Origin of the sequence: Agrobacterium sp. RAC06, assembly GCF_001713475.1 — a bacterium.
In the GTDB taxonomy this organism is placed as follows: domain Bacteria; phylum Pseudomonadota; class Alphaproteobacteria; order Rhizobiales; family Rhizobiaceae; genus Allorhizobium.
In genome coordinates this window covers 63,412-80,940 of the sequence record NZ_CP016500.1, presented here as the reverse complement: position 1 = coordinate 80,940, position 17,529 = coordinate 63,412, and the positions used below count along the sequence as shown (strand labels likewise).

14 protein-coding genes and 1 pseudogene are annotated in these 17,529 nt (G+C 58.9%); 4 read left to right on the top strand and 11 right to left on the bottom strand.

The genetic code is table 11. From position 1 onward, the window contains the following. Nucleotides 1-11: 11 nt before the first annotated feature. The gene (locus tag BSY240_RS22385) at nt 12-755 is read right to left on the bottom strand and encodes a 5-oxoprolinase subunit PxpA (protein ID WP_069044362.1); all 744 of its coding nucleotides are present in this window, start codon (nt 753-755) and stop codon (nt 12-14) included. A gap of 314 nt (nt 756-1,069) precedes the next feature. Between BSY240_RS22385 and BSY240_RS22380 the strand changes: the two genes are divergently transcribed. Then, complete coding sequence (locus tag BSY240_RS22380; protein ID WP_069044147.1) at nt 1,070-1,969, top strand: LysR family transcriptional regulator; 900 nt, start codon at nt 1,070-1,072, stop codon at nt 1,967-1,969. A gap of 355 nt (nt 1,970-2,324) precedes the next feature. Here BSY240_RS22380 and BSY240_RS24450 read toward each other — a convergent pair whose 3' ends face one another. Continuing rightward, complete coding sequence (locus BSY240_RS24450) at nt 2,325-2,555, bottom strand: hypothetical protein (protein WP_236759410.1); 231 nt, start codon at nt 2,553-2,555, stop codon at nt 2,325-2,327. On the opposite strand from BSY240_RS24450, the gene BSY240_RS22375 reads away from it, so the two are divergent. From BSY240_RS22375 to BSY240_RS22365, 3 genes are all read left to right on the top strand, one after another. Then, complete coding sequence (locus BSY240_RS22375) at nt 2,550-4,244, top strand: sigma-54-dependent Fis family transcriptional regulator (RefSeq protein WP_236759409.1); 1,695 nt, start codon at nt 2,550-2,552, stop codon at nt 4,242-4,244. The genes BSY240_RS24450 and BSY240_RS22375 overlap by 6 nt on opposite strands. Before the next feature lie 164 nt (nt 4,245-4,408). Then, entirely contained in the window at nt 4,409-5,482 is a 1,074-nt protein-coding gene (locus BSY240_RS22370; protein ID WP_069044146.1) for a 2,3-butanediol dehydrogenase, read from the top strand. 118 nt (nt 5,483-5,600) lie between these two features. Beyond that, a complete protein-coding gene (locus BSY240_RS22365; RefSeq protein WP_069044145.1) occupies nt 5,601-7,403 on the top strand; it encodes an NAD(P)/FAD-dependent oxidoreductase in 1,803 nt (600 codons plus the stop codon). A 208-nt stretch (nt 7,404-7,611) separates the two neighbouring features. Here BSY240_RS22365 and BSY240_RS22360 read toward each other — a convergent pair whose 3' ends face one another. From BSY240_RS22360 to BSY240_RS22320, 9 genes and pseudogenes are all read right to left on the bottom strand, one after another. Next, complete coding sequence (locus BSY240_RS22360; RefSeq protein ID WP_069044144.1) at nt 7,612-8,874, bottom strand: type II toxin-antitoxin system HipA family toxin; 1,263 nt, start codon at nt 8,872-8,874, stop codon at nt 7,612-7,614. Next, nucleotides 8,871-9,098, bottom strand: coding sequence for a helix-turn-helix domain-containing protein (locus BSY240_RS22355; RefSeq protein ID WP_083229771.1), 228 nt, complete (start codon nt 9,096-9,098; stop codon nt 8,871-8,873). The genes BSY240_RS22360 and BSY240_RS22355 overlap by 4 nt, the downstream gene beginning before the upstream one ends. Nucleotides 9,099-9,581: 483 nt before the next feature. Further along, nucleotides 9,582-10,511 (bottom strand): alpha/beta fold hydrolase, encoded by a 930-nt coding sequence (locus BSY240_RS22350; RefSeq protein ID WP_335622548.1) that lies wholly within the window; start codon nt 10,509-10,511, stop codon nt 9,582-9,584. Between the two features lie 129 nt (nt 10,512-10,640). After that, nucleotides 10,641-11,612, bottom strand: a complete 972-nt coding sequence (locus BSY240_RS22345) for an NAD(P)H-binding protein (protein WP_083229798.1) — start codon at nt 11,610-11,612, stop codon at nt 10,641-10,643. A gap of 300 nt (nt 11,613-11,912) precedes the next feature. Continuing rightward, a pseudogene (locus tag BSY240_RS22340) lies at nt 11,913-12,359 on the bottom strand (transposase); the annotation flags it as partial. A 180-nt stretch (nt 12,360-12,539) separates the two neighbouring features. Continuing rightward, nucleotides 12,540-13,979 carry an aldehyde dehydrogenase family protein gene (locus BSY240_RS22335; RefSeq protein ID WP_069044142.1) on the bottom strand — a complete coding sequence of 480 codons (1,440 nt, stop codon included), beginning with the start codon at nt 13,977-13,979 and terminating at the stop codon, nt 12,540-12,542. Then, nucleotides 13,976-14,947 (bottom strand): ABC transporter permease, encoded by a 972-nt coding sequence (locus BSY240_RS22330; protein WP_069044358.1) that lies wholly within the window; start codon nt 14,945-14,947, stop codon nt 13,976-13,978. Before BSY240_RS22330 ends, BSY240_RS22335 begins: the two co-directional genes overlap by 4 nt. Then, on the bottom strand, nt 14,947-16,452 hold the full coding sequence (locus tag BSY240_RS22325) for a sugar ABC transporter ATP-binding protein (protein WP_069044141.1): 1,506 nt from the start codon (nt 16,450-16,452) through the stop codon (nt 14,947-14,949). Before BSY240_RS22325 ends, BSY240_RS22330 begins: the two co-directional genes overlap by 1 nt. 63 nt (nt 16,453-16,515) lie before the next feature. Beyond that, nucleotides 16,516-17,478 (bottom strand): sugar-binding protein, encoded by a 963-nt coding sequence (locus BSY240_RS22320; RefSeq protein WP_069044140.1) that lies wholly within the window; start codon nt 17,476-17,478, stop codon nt 16,516-16,518. Between the last annotated feature and the right edge of the window lie 51 nt (nt 17,479-17,529).

Here is a 17,529-nt window from a genome sequence, read left to right as displayed (position 1 = left end):
TTTGTCTCCGGTTACTTGACGATTTCGGACAGGGGCGCGATACGAATGCCCTCCGCGACCAGCGCCTCACGCATCTGGCGGACGATATCGAGTGCGCCGAGCGTGTCGGAATGGAAGCAGATGCTTTCAAAGGGGATGTCTATGTCCTTGCCGGTCACCGTCGTGACGGTGCCATGCGTGCAGGCCCGCACCACCTTGCGGGCGATCGCTGCAGCATCCGGGCGGCCGACATCGCGAGTAAAGACTATCGATCCGCTCTCGTCATAATCCCGGTCGGCATAGAATTCGCGAACGACCGGCTGGCCCGCTTCGATCGCTGCCCTTTCTGTGGCAGACCCTGCCATGCACAGCACATAGGCATTGGGTGCGACGGTGCGCATATACTGGACGAAGATCTGCGCCAACTCGGGATTGACCGCCATCTCCATGTAGAGCGCGCCATGTGGCTTCACATGCTGGAGGCTCGCGCCGTGACGGCGGGCAAATTCGCGCAAGGCTCCGACCTGATAGACCATGTCGTTGACCAGTTCGCGGGCCGTGCCATTGATCTTGCGACGACCGAAACCCTGCAGATCGTCATAGCCGGGATGCGCACCGATCCCGACCCCATGCTGGACAGCGATGCGCACCGTATGGTCCATCAGATTGGGGTCACCGGCATGAAAGCCCGTCGCGATATTGGCGGAACTGATCAGCCCCATCAGCACATCGTCGTCCGTATCCCCGACGCGCCAGCGACCAAAGGCTTCGCCCATATCGCAATTGATGTCCACGACTTCGAGTGCCACGTTTCGTCCCTGCCTTGCCTGATTTTTACGCACATAACAGCGGTGCTTTTGTTTTGGTCAGAAGATGGTAGGAAGAATTAATTCATTTGAAAAATTCTATTTTCAGAAGCATCATATCGAAAATTCAGATGGCGCCACGATTGCGCTCCAAAGCCAAATAGCTCTCGAAAATAGGGATTTGGCGAGAGACAGTCTCGGTTGCGCAGCGCATAATTTCAATTTTTTGGAATATTCATCTGGTTTTCCGATACAGGATATCCGCGAAACAGAATGGAACTGTGATGTCGCTCAGCCTTCGCCAAATTCGCTACTTCGTCGCAACGGCAGAAGCGGGCCAGGTGTCCCAGGCCGCCGTCAACTTGGCGATCTCGCAATCGGCGGTGACAACCGCGATCAAGGATCTGGAAGAAACGATTGGCGCTGCTCTTTTTGAGCGCACGCCGCATGGCATGGACCTGACCGGCGCCGGTCGGCGCTTTCTGTCCCAAGCCTATGAAATCCTGCAGAAGGTTGAGGAGGCAACGCAGCTCAGCCTTGTTTCGGAAGAGGTCAGCGGCACGCTCAGCATCGCGGCGACCTATACCGTCATCGGCTATTTTCTGCCCTTCCATATCGAGCGGATGAAACGTCGGTTCCCCGACCTGTCGATCCAGCTATTCGAGATGAACCGGGAATCGGTTGAGGAAGGGCTGCTTGCCAATCGCTACGACATTGCGGTGATGCTGACCTCCAACATCCTAAACCCGGAGCTGGTCGCCGAAAAGCTCTTGAGTTCGCAACGTCGCCTTTGGGTGCCGGCGCGCCACCGGCTACTCAGCGAAAACCAGATCGGCCTAAAGGAGGTGGCCGAGGAAGACTATATCATGCTGACAGTGGACGAGGCCTCACATAGTTCAATGAAATATTGGAGCCAGACCCCCTATTTGCCGAAAATATCCTTGCGCACTTCCTCGGTCGAAGCCGTGCGCTCGCTGGTGGCAAACGGCCAGGGCGTGGCCATCCTGTCGGACATGGTGCATCGCCCCTGGTCGCTGGAAGGCAAACGGATCGAAACCATCTCGCTTACCGATCCGATCCCGTCGATGGATGTGGGCCTCGCCTGGAAACTGAACGCGGAGTTCAGCCCCGCGATGGATGCGGTGAGAGGCTATTTCCGCCGTTCGTTCAACGTGCCTGAATGACAAAAAGTTCGATGGGCGGACCCGATGAAAGCCTTCGCTCCGGCAGTCAAGGTTTCAAAGGGAAACTCACGGACTCCCCCGTCGTCACCCACTCTAAGCGTGATTTCTTTCGACCCCAGACAACCCTATTCGCTCCAGAGGTCTGAGAATGGGATCTACGGGATGCGACCGCGGCTCTGTCGCGGCATGCAATAGAACCGCGACTTCTCCGTTGCCAAGGAAATCAGGTTAGGGCCAGGGTTGCTCTTGGCGTTGAAACATCGCAGTCTCTGTGGGCCGAAGGCGCACCAGATGCAGGCGACATTTCCAGTGAGCGTAAGGCAGCAAAGCCGATGCGTCTACGACCAATCTGTGATCACGGGAGGCGGCCTTGAAGGCCGGTGATTTGATGGGTTTTGCGGATCACATAAAAGAAATCGAGCAGGTTGGACGAGGGAGCAACACGGGTCGCGACGCCATTGTCATTGAATCCTGGCGCCGCTGCCTGGAAACCTATCAGCTTGATCCTGCGCAGGCGCGCGAGGCGGTCATCGTCTCTCAGACTCGGCTGCGCGAACATCGCCAGCAGGCAGAAGACCTTGTGCATATCGCCCGCTCCGGTCTGGAGCGGCTTTACCGGCAGGTTGCCGAGCAGAACTATGTGCTGCTGCTATCGGACCGGCAGGGTGTTACCGTTGAATTTCTGGGCGACCCGTCCTTCAACAACAATTTGCGCAAGGCGGGGCTCTATCTTGGCTCGGAATGGTCCGAGCCACGCGCCGGCACCTGTGCAGTGGGTGCCTGCCTCGCGACCGGCGAGGCCCTGACCATCCATCAGACCGATCATTTCGACATTACCCACACGCCGCTCTCGTGCACTGCCGCGCCGATCTACGATACGCAAGGGACGCTGGCTGCCGTCTTGGATATCTCGCTTCTGAGCTCACCCATCCTCAAGACAAGCCAGAATATGGCGCGCCATCTCGTCTCATCGACCGTGCGGCGCATCGAACTGGCCAATCTCATGGCAAACAGCCGCCACGATCTGGTACTGCGCTTTGCAGGGGCGCCGGAGTTTCTCGACGTCGACCCGGAAGCCGCGATCTCCGTCGACGGCGCGGGACGGATCACCGGCATGACCCACGGAGGCGCCCGACTTCTGGCCACATCTTCCGGGATCGACTGGCGATCGCCCGAGCTTCTGATCGGACAGCCGGTCACTCACTTCTTCCAGGCCGGGCTCGACGAACTCGCTTCGCTCACCCGCGCCAGCCTGCCTCAGGACCGGCGGATCGCGGTGCGCGACGGCTCGCTGCTCTTTGCCCATGCCATCGAGCCGCAGCAGCGTACGGCGAGCCTGCCGCTTGTCCATTCGTCTGACCGGCCGCCGGCTCTCAGCCGGCTCGGCGGCATCGTGCCTTCGATCGACACCCTCCGGCGCAAGGTAACAAGGCTCGCCCCCAGCGGCCTGCCGATCCTGCTGCAGGGAGAGACCGGAACCGGCAAGGAATATCTCGCCCGCATCATTCATGAGGTGAGCGGCCTTTCCGGCCGCTTCGTGGCGGTCAACTGCGCCGCCATCCCAGAACAGCTGATCGAAAGCGAGCTCTTCGGCTATGTACCGGGCGCCTTCACCGGCGCCTTGGCCAAGGGGCGAAAGGGGTTGATCGAGGAGGCCGAAGGCGGAACGCTGTTCCTCGACGAGATCGGCGACATGCCCTATGCGGCGCAGAGCCGTTTGCTGAGGGTCTTGGCCGAAGGCGAGGTTTTGCCCGTCGGCGGCTCGGTCGCCCGCAAGATCGACTTCCGCATCCTCTCCGCATCGCATCATGCGCTGGCCGACATGGTCTCATCGGGCGGTTTTCGGGAAGATCTCTATTATCGGCTGAACACCGCCGTCCTGGCGCTGCCACGGCTGTGCGAACGCGAGGACCTGCCCTGGCTACTCGAACGAATGCTCGATAAACACGGCACGCGCGGCCGGCCCCTCACGCTTTCCGGCGTGGCCCGGACGCTGCTTCTGGCCCATCGCTGGCCGGGTAATATCCGCGAGCTCGACAATGCCATAGCCTTTGCGGCAGCCCTTTGCGACGACGGCATGATCGAGGTCACGGACCTGCCGGATCAATTAATCCGATCGGCTCCGGACCGTCACAAACATGGACAGGAAGCGGAGCTCAGGGCCGTACTCATCGGCTGCAAGGGCAATGTCTCGGAAGCCGCACGCCGTCTCGGCATCGATCGCACGACCCTTCATCGTCGGATGAAGCGATTTGGCATAGACCGCCCACACTAAACAGGCCACTGCGGCACCGGCCACAGCTGTTGCGCCACACCTGTGGCGCCCTCCACCTGCGTGGTTTCTAAAAGCGCTGCAATTTCAGTCATCTCGACGACCTGCACAGCTGGCACAGGGGTTGCTCTCCTTGAGGATATCAAAAGCAGCCTTGTGGAGGAAACATGCGTGCCCTGAGATTTTATGCCGCCAAGGACTTGCGGCTCGAAGATATCCCCGAGCCGAAGATGCCGGGACCAGGTCAGGTTCGCGTTCGCAACCGCTTCGTCGGGATCTGCGGAACCGATCTTCACGAATACAGCTATGGCCCGATCTTCATCCCAACAAAGCCGCATCCTTTTACCGGCGCCCACGGCCCGCAGGTGCTCGGCCATGAATTCGGCGGCGTTGTCGAAGCCGTCGGGGAAGGTGTGAACTCGGTTGCCGTTGGCGATCGCGTCTCGATCCAGCCGCTCGTCATGCCGCGCTCCGGCGACTATTTCGCCGACCGAGGCCTGTTCCACCTGAGCACGCAGCTGGCACTGGTGGGCTTGAGCTGGGACGGCGGCGGCATGGCCGAAGCTGCCACTGTCAACGAATACAACGTCCAGAAGATCCCGAACGAGATGACCGATGAGGAGGCCGCGCTCGTCGAACCGACGGCCGTTGCCGTCTATGCCTGCGACCGCGGCGGCGTGACCGCCGGCAACAGCGTTCTCGTCACCGGCGCCGGCCCGATCGGCATGCTGACGCTGCTCGCCGCCCGCGCGGCCGGCGCGACCAAGCTGTTTGTCTCCGATCTCAACGACTCACGGCTCGAACTTGCCAGGAAGGTGCTGCCCGACGTCATCACGATCAATCCGAAGCGCGACAAGGTCGGCGATGTCGTGCGCGCCCAGACCGAGGGCCAGGTCGGTTGCGACGTCGCGATCGAATGCGTGGGCAACGAGCATGCGCTGAAGGCTTGCGTCGATGCCGTACGCAAGCAGGGCGTCGTCGTGCAGACAGGTCTGCATCCGCACGAAAACCCCATCGACTGGTTCCAGGTCACATTTCGGGATCTTGAGGTGAAGGGCTCCTGGGCCTATCCGACCCACTACTGGCCGCGCGTCATCAGCCTGATCGCCTCCGGCCTGCTGCCGGCGACCAAGATAGTCACCAAGCGCATCACGCTCGGCTCGGCGGTCAAGGAGGGCTTCGACGCCCTCCTTGACCCAGCCGGCACCCATTTGAAGATCCTCATCGATCTTTCGAAATAAGCACCTTGGCCAAGCCTTCAGGGAGAGGAGCCCAGAAGGCGGCGGCCTGGACGCTTTGACGGAACGCCCCGCACGGGCGTTCTCCTGACCACACCCAAGCATTCATGGAGGAGAAGACATGCTTGATATCAGCCCCGCAACCAAGATCGATACGGCACTTGCAAAACTCGAGGGGGTGCTTGCAAGCGGCGACATCGACACCGCCGTCAACCTGTTTCAGGCCGACTGCTACTGGCGCGACCTGGTGACCTTCACCTGGAACCTGAAGACGCTGGAAGGCCATAAGCAGATCCGCGACATGCTGGCGAGCCAGCTTGCGACAACCAAACCTTCCAACTTTGTCCAGGATAGCAAAGAGGCGGCGTCCGAAGCCGGCGGCGTCACCGAGGGCTGGTTCGAATTTGAAACCGACGTTGCCCGTGGCTATGGCCATATCCGCCTCAGGGAGGGCCTGATCTGGACGCTTCTGACCACCATGACGGAACTCAAGGGTCACGAGGAGCCCCGGGGTTTCCGTCGCCCAATGGGGGCAGAGCACGGCCATGACCGCAACCGCCGGACCTGGAAGGAGAAGCAGGACACCGAGGCAGCCGAACTCGGCTACACCATCCAGCCCTATGTCGTGATCATCGGCGGCGGCCAGGGTGGCATTGCGCTCGGCGCGCGTCTTCGCCAGCTCGGCGTGCCGACCATTATCATAGAGAAGAACCAACGACCCGGAGACAGCTGGCGCAAACGCTACAAGTCACTCTGCCTGCACGACCCGGTCTGGTACGATCACCTGCCATATATCCCTTTCCCGGAAAATTGGCCGGTCTTCACGCCGAAGGACAAGGTGGGCGACTGGCTGGAAATGTATACCCGGGTCATGGAGCTCAACTATTGGGGCTCGACCACGGCGAAGTCAGCGCAATATGACGAGGCGACAGGCGAATGGACGGTGGTGGTCGAGCGCGACGGCAAGGAAGTGGTGCTCAAACCTAAGCAGCTGGTGCTGGCAACCGGCATGTCGGGCAAGGCCAATGTTCCGAAATTCGAAGGTCAGGACATCTTCAAGGGCGAACAGCAGCATTCCTCGCAGCATCCAGGACCGGATGCCTATGCCGGCAGACAAGTCGTTGTGATTGGCTCCAACAATTCCGCCCATGACATCTGCGCGGCACTTTGGGAAGCCGGCGCCGACGTCACCATGCTGCAACGCTCGTCCACCCATATCGTCAAGTCGGACTCGCTGATGGAGATCGGACTAGGCGATCTTTACTCCGAACGGGCAGTCCAGAGCGGCATGACGACGCGAAAGGCGGACCTGATCTTCGCGTCCCTGCCCTACCGGATCATGCACGAGTTCCAGATCCCGATCTACAACAGGATCCGCGAGCAGGATGCTGAGTTCTATCGGGCGCTCGAAAAGGCTGGCTTCATGCTGGATTTCGGCGATGACGATTCAGGCCTGTTCATGAAATACCTGCGCCGGGGGTCGGGCTATTACATCGATGTCGGGGCCTGCGATCTCGTCATCGACGGCTCGATCAAGCTGAAGTCGGGCGTCGATGTCTCGCACCTGACGGAGAATGCCGTCGTGCTGAAGGACGGCACGGAGCTTCCGGCGGACCTCATCGTTTACGCGACTGGCTACGGCTCGATGAACGGCTGGGCTGCCGATCTCATCTCGCGCGAAGTGGCTGACAAGGTCGGCAAGTGCTGGGGCCTCGGCTCGAACACGACCAAGGACCCCGGTCCCTGGGAGGGTGAACAGCGCAACATGTGGAAGCCGACGCGACAGGAAGCGCTGTGGTTCCATGGCGGCAACCTTCACCAGTCACGCCACTACTCGCAATACCTGTCACTGCAATTGAAGGCACGTCAGGCCGGGATCGACACCCCCGTCTACGGCCTCAGCGAGCCGCACCATATGTCGTGATGCCGATCAAAGGGCGCCGGTTCCGCCGGCGCCCCCGGATTTCCCCGCCAGTGGCGTCGTCGTAATCGTAATCGGCGATGCTCTTGGCGAATGGGATAGTTGTCTCCGCGTTCTGTGCGATACCAGTCGTCTTCGATCTTGAAAGGATTCGAACCACCGACCCGTTTGTCCAAGGACAAAGCGGTGGATATCCGCGACCCTTAACTGCTTAAGACACCTGCTCCGCGGCTTTCTGTAGCAAACCAGCCCGAGTAGAGATGACCTTGCGAATTGCGCTCAGGATGGGGTGCCTGATCCCCTCGTCGGCCAGTTCTGCAACAAGGGCATCGGCCTCGCTCAAAATCCTTTCGGCCATTTGGGCAAGATCGCGAACAAGGATGCGCTGAGAAGATTTGGTTTCGGGCACCAATGTCGTCCAATGCTTCATCTGGATCGTGTCGGGCACATCGCGGCCGCCAATCTTCATGGCGAGCCTCTTTGACAAGCGAGGATAAACGGCCGTGCAAACGACATCGTAGATCGGTGCCAGATCCGGTTCATCGGAGCCGTAAAGCAGGGCGTAGTTCTTGCCGTGGGCATCGGCGTTGCCGACGAGATAGTGGAAGATCAGCATGCGGATGAACTGTAACCGATCCGCGGCAGGTCTAGCGCAGACCTGGTCGATCAGCCCGAGAGCCCGTTCTGTTCCCGGTCCGCCCTCGGCCTCATACTTCAGCTCCGGCGGTACGCTAAGGGCCTGGCAAAAGTCTTCCTGGTGTAGGCGCTCAATGATGCCGTCTGCAGCCTTCGTCCGATCATAACGTTCAACCAGGAGAAAGGCAGTCGCCCCGTCTAGGCGTATCTCGACATGGGGTACCGGCAGCTTGAGGCGGGCACCCAGCCGCATACAAAAATACTCGTTCTCCACCGTGCCTTCCAACGCCTGGATGAGCGGTTTCAAGATATGGGTCGTTGGTCGACCATCTCTCGCCAAGGCAATGGAATCTCCATCGACAATGACCGCCAGTTTATCCTGCGCGCCGGCGAGCGATAAGCGAATGCCCTCGTCTCCACCAAGCAAAGGGCGGGTCCGCAACCTGCTGAGAATTTCATCCAGACGTTCCGAAGTGAGAATTTCGGCTTGGGACTGGCCGGGAGGTTCGGGCGCCGTGCCGGGGGGATAGAGTGACAAGGCACCTGCGCATTCACCCCCGATAATTTCCAGTAGCCCGAAAGCATTGCCTGCCGAAAGGCCGAGCGCGCCGGCTAGGCGTTGCCGTGCGCCTTCGTCCGGCAAGAGGCCGGAGAAAAACGGGCGCACCACCTGATCACCAAATGGCTTTTCTTGCAGGGGCATCGAGAACGAGATCGCACGCGATCGTTGGTCCAGGAGATACGCGCCGTCATAGGCAAAAGTCAGCAGGCCGTCATCAAGCCGGCCGAGTACGCCCGCCTTGGTGTCGCGAAAATAGACGTCCAAGACGCGTGTCATGATCGCGGGCCCTGGCGACGCCCGACCGAAACAACGAGGCCCAAACCAGCCAAGACTTGCATCGCACGGCCAATCTGGCAGCTCTCTTTGCCAGCCTCGAGTTCACGCACAAACCGTACGCCCACACCAATCACCCCGGCGAGTTGCTCCTGGGTTAAACCCTGCTGTTTGCGCTCCTCACGGATCAGCATTCCGAGGCTTTTCGTATCTTTGATCGTTTCCATAATCACCCCTATCGGGATGATGATATCATCAGATGGTATGAAGGGAAGTCAAAAGAACCGATCGGGATGATTTTAGGATTAATAGCGCCAACTGACCGAAATAGAACCGATCGGGATGAATCTACAACTCCGCAGGACTACTCTAAATGCTCAAGGTCGCCGTCGTCGAGCATATGTGCATTGACCACTAACCGGCAGCAGGCCATTCATCGTCCCCATAGCGCTGCATGTCGCCGCTTCGCTCCATCACCAGTTCTGGCTCAAGGACGGTCTGCTAGTGCGCATGCTGAGGTCAAGCTAAGGTGGCAGGAAGATAGGGCCAACATCCACTTGGCGTGTCTGTCTGCGTTTCGAGCCAGCTCATGAAGGGCGCTAAATCATTCGCCGGCCGACCACAGGCGCCAAGGATCCTTGAGACGGCGGCAAGATTTGGTTGGTAAGCGTACGCCATCCAGACTTTGCAACGCAGCCTCAATGGAGGCTCTATGGCGTCTCGCCTGACAGGAAGCGCTCCAAGGGAACAAGTGATTGAACCGGATCTTCCTCAAAGGGCAGATGGCCAAGGCCCGGCAGGCGCACCAGCGTGGCATTTGGCAGGTCTTGCAGATAATCATCCGCATTGCTGGTCGGGATCATGCTGTCTTTCTCACCCCATAGAAGCAGCGTCGGGGCCTGTATGCGGGCGAGTGTTGGACCGGGTTCGCGCAGGATTACCTGGCTCATGCGTGCGAGGATTGCTGGCCGCACGCCAGGTGCCAGCATCATGTCGTGGTAGCGGGTCACGCTTGCCTCGCTCAGGACGTCCGGATTTCCATATGCGGCGGCCAGATTGGCCTTCAACATGCTGCGCGGTGCCGTGTAGGGCAAAGCACGCATGATCAGCGGCGTCTCTGATTGCTTGTCATAGTCAAAGCCCGGACTGGCGAAACCATCGGGGGAGACCAGGACGAGATTGATAACCCGATCCGGATGCAAGGCGGCAAAGTGCCAGGCAATACGTCCACCCAGGGAATTGCCGATCAGGCTGACGCGGGCCACATCCAGCTGGTCCATCAGGTCGCCCAGGATCTTCATGCTGCGAGCGTCGGTGTAGTCGCCCGTCGGATCTGGACCGGTCAGCCCAAATCCCGGCAAGTCGAAGCGAATAACCCGGTACCGTGTCGACAAGGCCTGTGCCCAATCCTCCCAGGTATCCAGGCTGGCGCCAAAACCGTGGAGCATGACAATGGCCTGGGCGGCCGTAGGGCCGGTGTCGCGCAGTCGCAGACGAGCCCCGTCGACAATGCGATATTCCCCTGCATAGATTTCCTCCAATGCGGCACGCTGTTTGTCGGGCTCATAAAGCCAGACCGCCATGGCGATGATCCCAAGGACAATGAACCCGGCCAGCCAGGCAAAGATCGTCATCATCATCTTCCCTCTTCTGGCCATGTCCTCCCCCGTGATGCCTTCAGATTATACCAAACCAACGTCCACCGGGCGCTGACATGGCAATGGCCTCCTACATAATCAGACCGCAAATCGTCCCGGCCTCACAGCAGTCTAAAAGACGGCATGGTCGCCTCTGTCAGGCAGGTCGCCGCCGGCCACAACCGAGCGGTAGAAGTCGAACAAAGTCTCGGTCCCTGTCGAAGGCGTGGCTTCTGCATCGTACAGCCCTGTCTGCGGATCGAGCACAAGCATGGATTCGGTTGCGTAGTAGCGGCCGATCCGTGCCAGTTCCGCCTTCTCGCGCAGCGACGGTGCGACCAGACCAAGGGTTGAAAGGCCAGCGATAATGCCGTCGAGCAAGGCGACTGGAACGGATTGGAACTTCGGCTGGCGCCCGAGAAGTTCAAAGAGTGCCTCACCTTGCTGGCGTGGGGTGATCGCCTCACCCGGCCCGCCGATCGGCGAGATGCAGTTCCAGAGGCGTGCATCTTCCAGGCAGTCGACAAGATAACCGCCCAGATCGCCATCGCTGATGGGCTTGCAGGAGGTCAGTGTGCCGTCTCCGAAGATCAGAAAGGGGCGACCATTGCGGACGCGTTCGATCTGGCCGGACAAGGATTTAAAGAAAGCGGTCGGGCGCACGATGGAATAGCGAAGACCGGATGCCATCAGGGCTGCCTCAAACGCCAGCTTGGCCTGTTGAAAGGCGAGAAGCGGCTTCTGCACGCAGATGGCAGACAAAAGGACGAAATGTTCAACGCCTGCACGCTGTGCCGCTTCCAGCACGTTCAGCTGCGCGCGGTGATCTATGGCCCAGGCATCCTTGGGCGCCCCGGTGCGTGAGGCCATGCACGAGATCACACTATCGAACCTGGAGCCGGAAAATCCATCGCGATCCAGTGATACCGGATCGGAAACATCGACCAACCGGACGGATGCACCCTCTAGCACATGAGAGAGTGTCGTTGTCACGCTCGCTCCACTGGAACCAGCGGGCGGCCGGACAAAACAGACCACCTCATATCCCTGCCGCACGAGAGCCGCAGATGTCGCGCGACCGATCGTGCCGGTGGCGCCCAGCAGGCAAACACGCTTAGACGCTTGCAGGCCGGAACGGCCCGGTATTACCGAAGTGCCAGTGCGAGTGCCAGTCACATTGCCCCCATCGCGTGAGCCTGCAGTAGGTGCAGTTTACAGCCACCTGTTTTAGTCGCGTTTCTAACGAAAGCCCACGCAGCAATTGCCAGTCATCCAAAAGCGAACAACGACCCGGCGAAACCGCACCTCTTGTTCAACGGCCTTTGCTGACTTTCAAGCGCAGCAAAACGCCTGATCGTCGCCGACTAGCCCGGAGGCCAGCCGGGAGAGTAAAGGGCGAAAGAGACGGTCGAGGAAGGCCTTCACCTTCTCGTCGATCTCCTCGCAGAGCCGCGATACCTGGCTCTTGGAGATGCCGCTCATGCCCATGGCCTTGACGAGATCATCGACGGATCGGGTCGAAACGCCTTGGATGTAAGCCTCCTGAATGACCGCCGTCAGAGCCTTCTCCGCCCTCCGGCGCGGCTCCAGGAAACTCGGGAAGTCGCTGCCTGTGCGAAGCTTGGGAATGCGCAGCTCGACTGTTCCTGCACGCGTCTCCCAGTCTCGATCGCGGTAGCCGTTGCGCTGGGCAAGACGGAAGCCATTCTTCTCGCCATAGCCCGCGCCGGTCTTGGTACCGACCTCCAGCGCCATCAGCTTCTCGGCAGCAAAGCCGATCATCTCGCGCAGCAAATCGGCGTCAGCGCTCTTCTCAACGAGTGAGCGCAGGTTCATCATGTCGTCGGTCATCGGTGGTGTCCCTCAGGTTGGCTCTAAGCAACCTGACCCCACCGGAAATCACCGATGGCTATGAAATCCAGCTACACCACTTCCCGGGACACGATCCACGACCAAGGACAATAGGCTTCACACCTATCCCTCAAAGTCCCAACAGACTGGGGGTTCACCTCAGACTGAAGGCAAGCTCAATCAAGCAAACGAATACGCAGTCTTGACGGTGGTAAAGAATTCTTGTGCGTAGCGACCTTGCTCGCGTGCGCCATAGCTTGAAGCCTTTCGACCACCAAAAGGTACATGGAAATCCACTCCTGCTGTTGGAAGGTTTACCATAACCATCCCTGCCTGGGCGTGGCGACGATAATGGGTGGCATGTTTCAAACTGGTAGTGCAAATGCCAGAAGAGAGACCGAATGGCGTATCATTGGCCACCGCCAAAGCATGATCATAGTCCCGCACACGGATGATGCAGGCGATTGGTCCGAAAATCTCTTCGCGTGCAATTGCCATCTCCGGCGTCGTCTCCGTAAACAGCGCTGGTTGCAGATAATGACCTGGGGTCGGCCGGTTCAAGAGCATTCCGCCAAACGCAAGCCGCGCGCCTTCCGACTGGCCAAGAGCAATGTATCGCAGGTCGGTTTCGAGCTGCCGGGCGTCTGCCACCGGGCCAATCTGACTGGTTGGGTCAAGGGCATGGCCAATCTGCAACTTTGCCATTGCGGAGGTCAAGGCAGCGACAAACTGGTCGTGAATACCTTCAGTTACGATCAATCGCGAGGATGCCGTACAGCGTTGCCCGGTCTGAAAGAAGGCTCCGTTCAAGGCAACGGACACCGCCTGATCAAGATCAGCGTCATCTAGAACTACCAGTGGATTCTTACCACCCATTTCCAGCTGGATCTTCTTCATCGGATTGCTGGAGATGCAGGCGAGCGCAATAGATCGGCCGGTGTCAACCGATCCGGTGAATGAGATCGCGTCGATGCCCGGGTGATTGACGAGCGCCTCGCCGACAATTTTTCCTTTGCCCATAACAAGGTTGAATACACCTGCAGGAAGACCACAATCGGAAAGGATCTTGGTAAGCTCCCATGCACAGGCACTTGCGATCTCGGCTGGCTTCAGGATGACACAATTTCCGTAAGCCAGAGCCGGCGCGATTTTCCATGCCGGAATTGCCATTGGGAAGTTCCAAGGTGTGATCAGACCAATGACACCTACGGGTTCGCGCGTGACGTCAACTCCGACGCCAGGGCGCGTGGAGGCTAACGTTTCGCCAGTCAACCTTACACATTCAGCTGAGAAGAACGCAAAAATGTCGGCGGCCCGACCAATCTCTCCGCGCGCATCCACGAGGGTTTTTCCCTCTTCGCGCGCCAAAAGCGTGGAAAGCTCTTCGGAACGTGCGCCGATTTCAGCACTGACGCGGGCGAGAATGGTACCGCGGGTCTGGGGGACTGAAGTAGACCATGCCGCAAAAGCTGTGCGGGCACTGTCGACTGCCGACGCCACATCGAGGGCACTCCCACCGGCATACAGTCCAACCACCTCGCACGTATCGGATGGGTTGATGTTCTCAACAGCCTCCCCGGTTACCCAGTTGCCGCCGATATAATTCGGATGTGCCATCATAGTTTTGCTCCCCGTTGTGCCAGCACTCGCTTTCGCCGCCTCGTCAGTTCCTGATCTGCCAGGACGCCAAGCAAAATCACCGAGCCCATAACCGCAAAGTTCAGCGAAGACGGTATGCCGAGCAGATTGACCAGATTTTGCAGGATCTGTAGCAACACCGTGCCCAACACGATGCCAAGGATGGAGCCTTCACCTCCCCGCAAAGAGCAGCCGCCCAGCACCGCCGCAGCGATCGCATAGAGCTCGTAAAAATTGCCGTGAGATGATGGCGATACTGAGTTGGTATAGAAGACGATAAACACCGATGCGAGGCCTGCAAGCCCACCGCAAATGACGTATGTCGCCGCCACCACGCGGGTGGTGTTGATGCCTGAATAGCGAGCCGCTTCTTCGTTCTTTCCCGTCGCGAACAGATGTCGACCGAAGACCGAGCCATGCAGCACGACAGCCATGACGATAGCGATTATCACAAAGGCGATGAACGTGTGGGGGACCTCTAGTGTTCGTCCCGACATCAACCAACGCAGAGTTTCATCATCGGTCCCATAACCGAAGCCCATGGTGGAATCTGAGGTGTAGTAGCGGGCAATACCCCGATAGATCAACAAGCCGCAAAGCGTCACGACAAACGGCTGCAGGCCGACCTTGGTGACCAGCAGACCGTGAATGAGTCCCAAAAGAAGACCCATGCCCACAGCCAGTAGCAACGCGGCCGTCCATGGCAGACCGGCATTGGCGAAAAGATCCAGAAAGACCACGCCTAACAGTGCAAACATAGAGCCGACCGATAGCTCGATCCCACCAGAGATGATGACCAGGCCGACCCCAATTGCAAATATACCAAAAAGGCCGGTTAGATTGGCCATATTGATGATGTTGACTGGCGAGAGGAAGCGCGGGTTGAGTGCATACGTCACCGCTCCCACTGCCAAGATCAGCACGATCAGAGCCAGTTCCTTCTTCGAAATCATGCCACGTGCCTTTCATGCATTCCGACAGCTAATCGCATGACCGCATCCTCGCTGAACTCCGGACGGTTCAGGAGGCCAGAAATTCTCCCCTCGCACATCACAGCGATGCGGTCAGAGACGCCGACGACCTCTTCCAGGTCGCTGGAGATCATCAACACACCGGTGCCTTGATCTGCGAGATTGCGCATCAATGTGTAGATTTCCGCTTTCGCACCCACGTCGATGCCGCGTGTTGGTTCGTCGAAAATCAGGACACGCGGGGACATAGCAAGCCATTTGGCGAGAACCACCTTTTGTTGGTTGCCGCCTGAGAGCGTAACTACCAAGGTATCCACACTAGGGGCCTTGACCTTCAATGCAGATTTTTGGCTTTCAGCCAGCGCTAGTTCCGCCTTTTGGCGGATCAAACCGAAGCGCGACAATCGAGGCAGGTCTGAAAGGCTTATGTTTTCGCGGATCGACATATCAAGCACGACACCGGACCGTTTGCGATCCTCCGGCGCGAGAAAGATGCCAGCTTGAATTGCGTCTCCAGGACAGGTCACTTTGAGAGGGGTACCACCCAAAGTTATCTGACCGGACAAGGCTGGGGTGATGCCGAAAAGCGTATTGGCAAGGCTTGTCCGTCCCGATCCGACCAGGCCCGCCAGGCCGAGTATCTCACCCGCCCGCAGCTCCAGAGACAGCTCGCGCGCGGGAAAAGATCCCATGACCATATCTGTCACAGTCAAGATCGCTTCTGACGTCGACACCTTCGGAGCCGTGTAAAGCGACTGCAGTTCGCGGCCAATCATCAGGCGCACCATAGCGTCCTGCGTGATCTCGCCTTTGGCAAGATGCCCAGCCACCTGCCCATCACGCAGACAGACCACCCGGTCGGCGATACTACGCACCTCAGAGAGACGATGGGTGATGAATATGACGGCCACGCCGCGTGCCTGGAGACCGCGCACCACCGTCAAAAGACGCTCCGTCTCGGTCAAGGAGAGGCTAGAGGTTGGTTCGTCCATAATGATCAACCTCGATTGCATCGAGAGAGCCTTCGCGATCTCAAGCATCTGGCGCTCAGCGATGGACAGGCTCTCCACGAGCGTATCGGGTCCATAGGATACAGATAGCGGCGCCAAAAACTCTCGGGCCTCTGATCTCATCCGCCCACGGTCAAGCAAACCGAGACGGTTGCGAGGCTCACGGCCTGCGAAAATGTTTCCCGCGACGTCCAGATTCTCAAACAGGTTGAGCTCCTGGTGAACAAACGCGATACCGGCCGCTTGGCTCTGGCTGACCGTCAGGCGACTGAAGGATACGCCGTCGATCGTTACGGTCCCCGCACTGGGTGCCAGGACTCCACCCAGGATTTTCATCAATGTCGACTTGCCTGCACCATTTTCGCCAATCAGGCCGACCACTTCGCCAGCCGACACGGAAAAAGACACGCCATTGAGGGCTGTGACGCCGGGATAGGTCTTGGAAATACCCTGCATCGACAAAACGGGGATCATGGGAAAGCTCTTTCGATGAAGATGGGGGCTGACCCAGGGAGGTGTAGCCAGCCCCGACGCGCCTCAGTTCGCCAGCATCGCCTTCATGCTGTCTTCGAACTCCTGCACGTTAGACCCGGTGATAGCCCGGGTGGGGACGATCGAAAGCTTGTTCTCGGGGATCCAGGAACTGTCGCCCCCAATCACTTTGGCCATGCCGATAATCGACTGGTAGCCAAACTCGAAGGGTTGCTGCACGATCGTGCCGTAGACAGCACCATCCTTGATGCCACGCAGGGTGACAACATCTTCGTCAAAGCCAATAATCTTCACCTTGCCTGTCATCCCAGCGGCGGCCACAGCTTCGACAATCTGTGGCGGGTTGTAGCTGTAGAGCCCAACCAGCATATCGATGTCCGGAAAGGCCGTCAGGGTATCTTCGACATTTCGACGCGCCTTAACAAAGTCGATCTCGTCCGTCCTGACATCGATGATCTTGATGTTCGAGCCCTCAAGTGCTTTGCGGATCCCCTCAACCCGCTCGCGAGCGTTTGCGTTGTCCATCGTGCCGACAAAGAGCATGGCATCTCCTCCCTCGGGCATGGCCTCCTTCATCAGCTCGCCCGCTTGTACTCCGGCGGCAACATTATCGGTCCCGATATAGACCGTACGATTGGAATTCGGCGCGTCGCTGTCGGACGTGAACAACACGCCAGCGGCAGCGACCTTATTGAGAATCTCTGTCGAGTTTTCAGGGTTGATCGGACTGATCGCCAGGCCCTTCACGCCCCGCGCCAGAAGGTCATCAATGATACGACGCTGTTCGGCCGGCGTGGATTCGGCAGGTACGACGAATTCGACCTGATAGTCGGGAAGCTCAGTTTGCGCCTTTTCAGCGCCACGGCGGGCAATTGTCCAAAAATCGGCTGATGCATTCGTCACGAAGGCCAGGATCGGCTTCTCCTGCGAAAGAGCGGGAAGCGAGGTCAGTGCAATGGCTGCTGCACAGCTAATGAGAGCCATACGGCGGGTCAGTTTGGTGGTCATCGAGTTCTCCTCCTCGGGGTTGAATGACTTGTGGCGGTTTCCCGCTTCTTG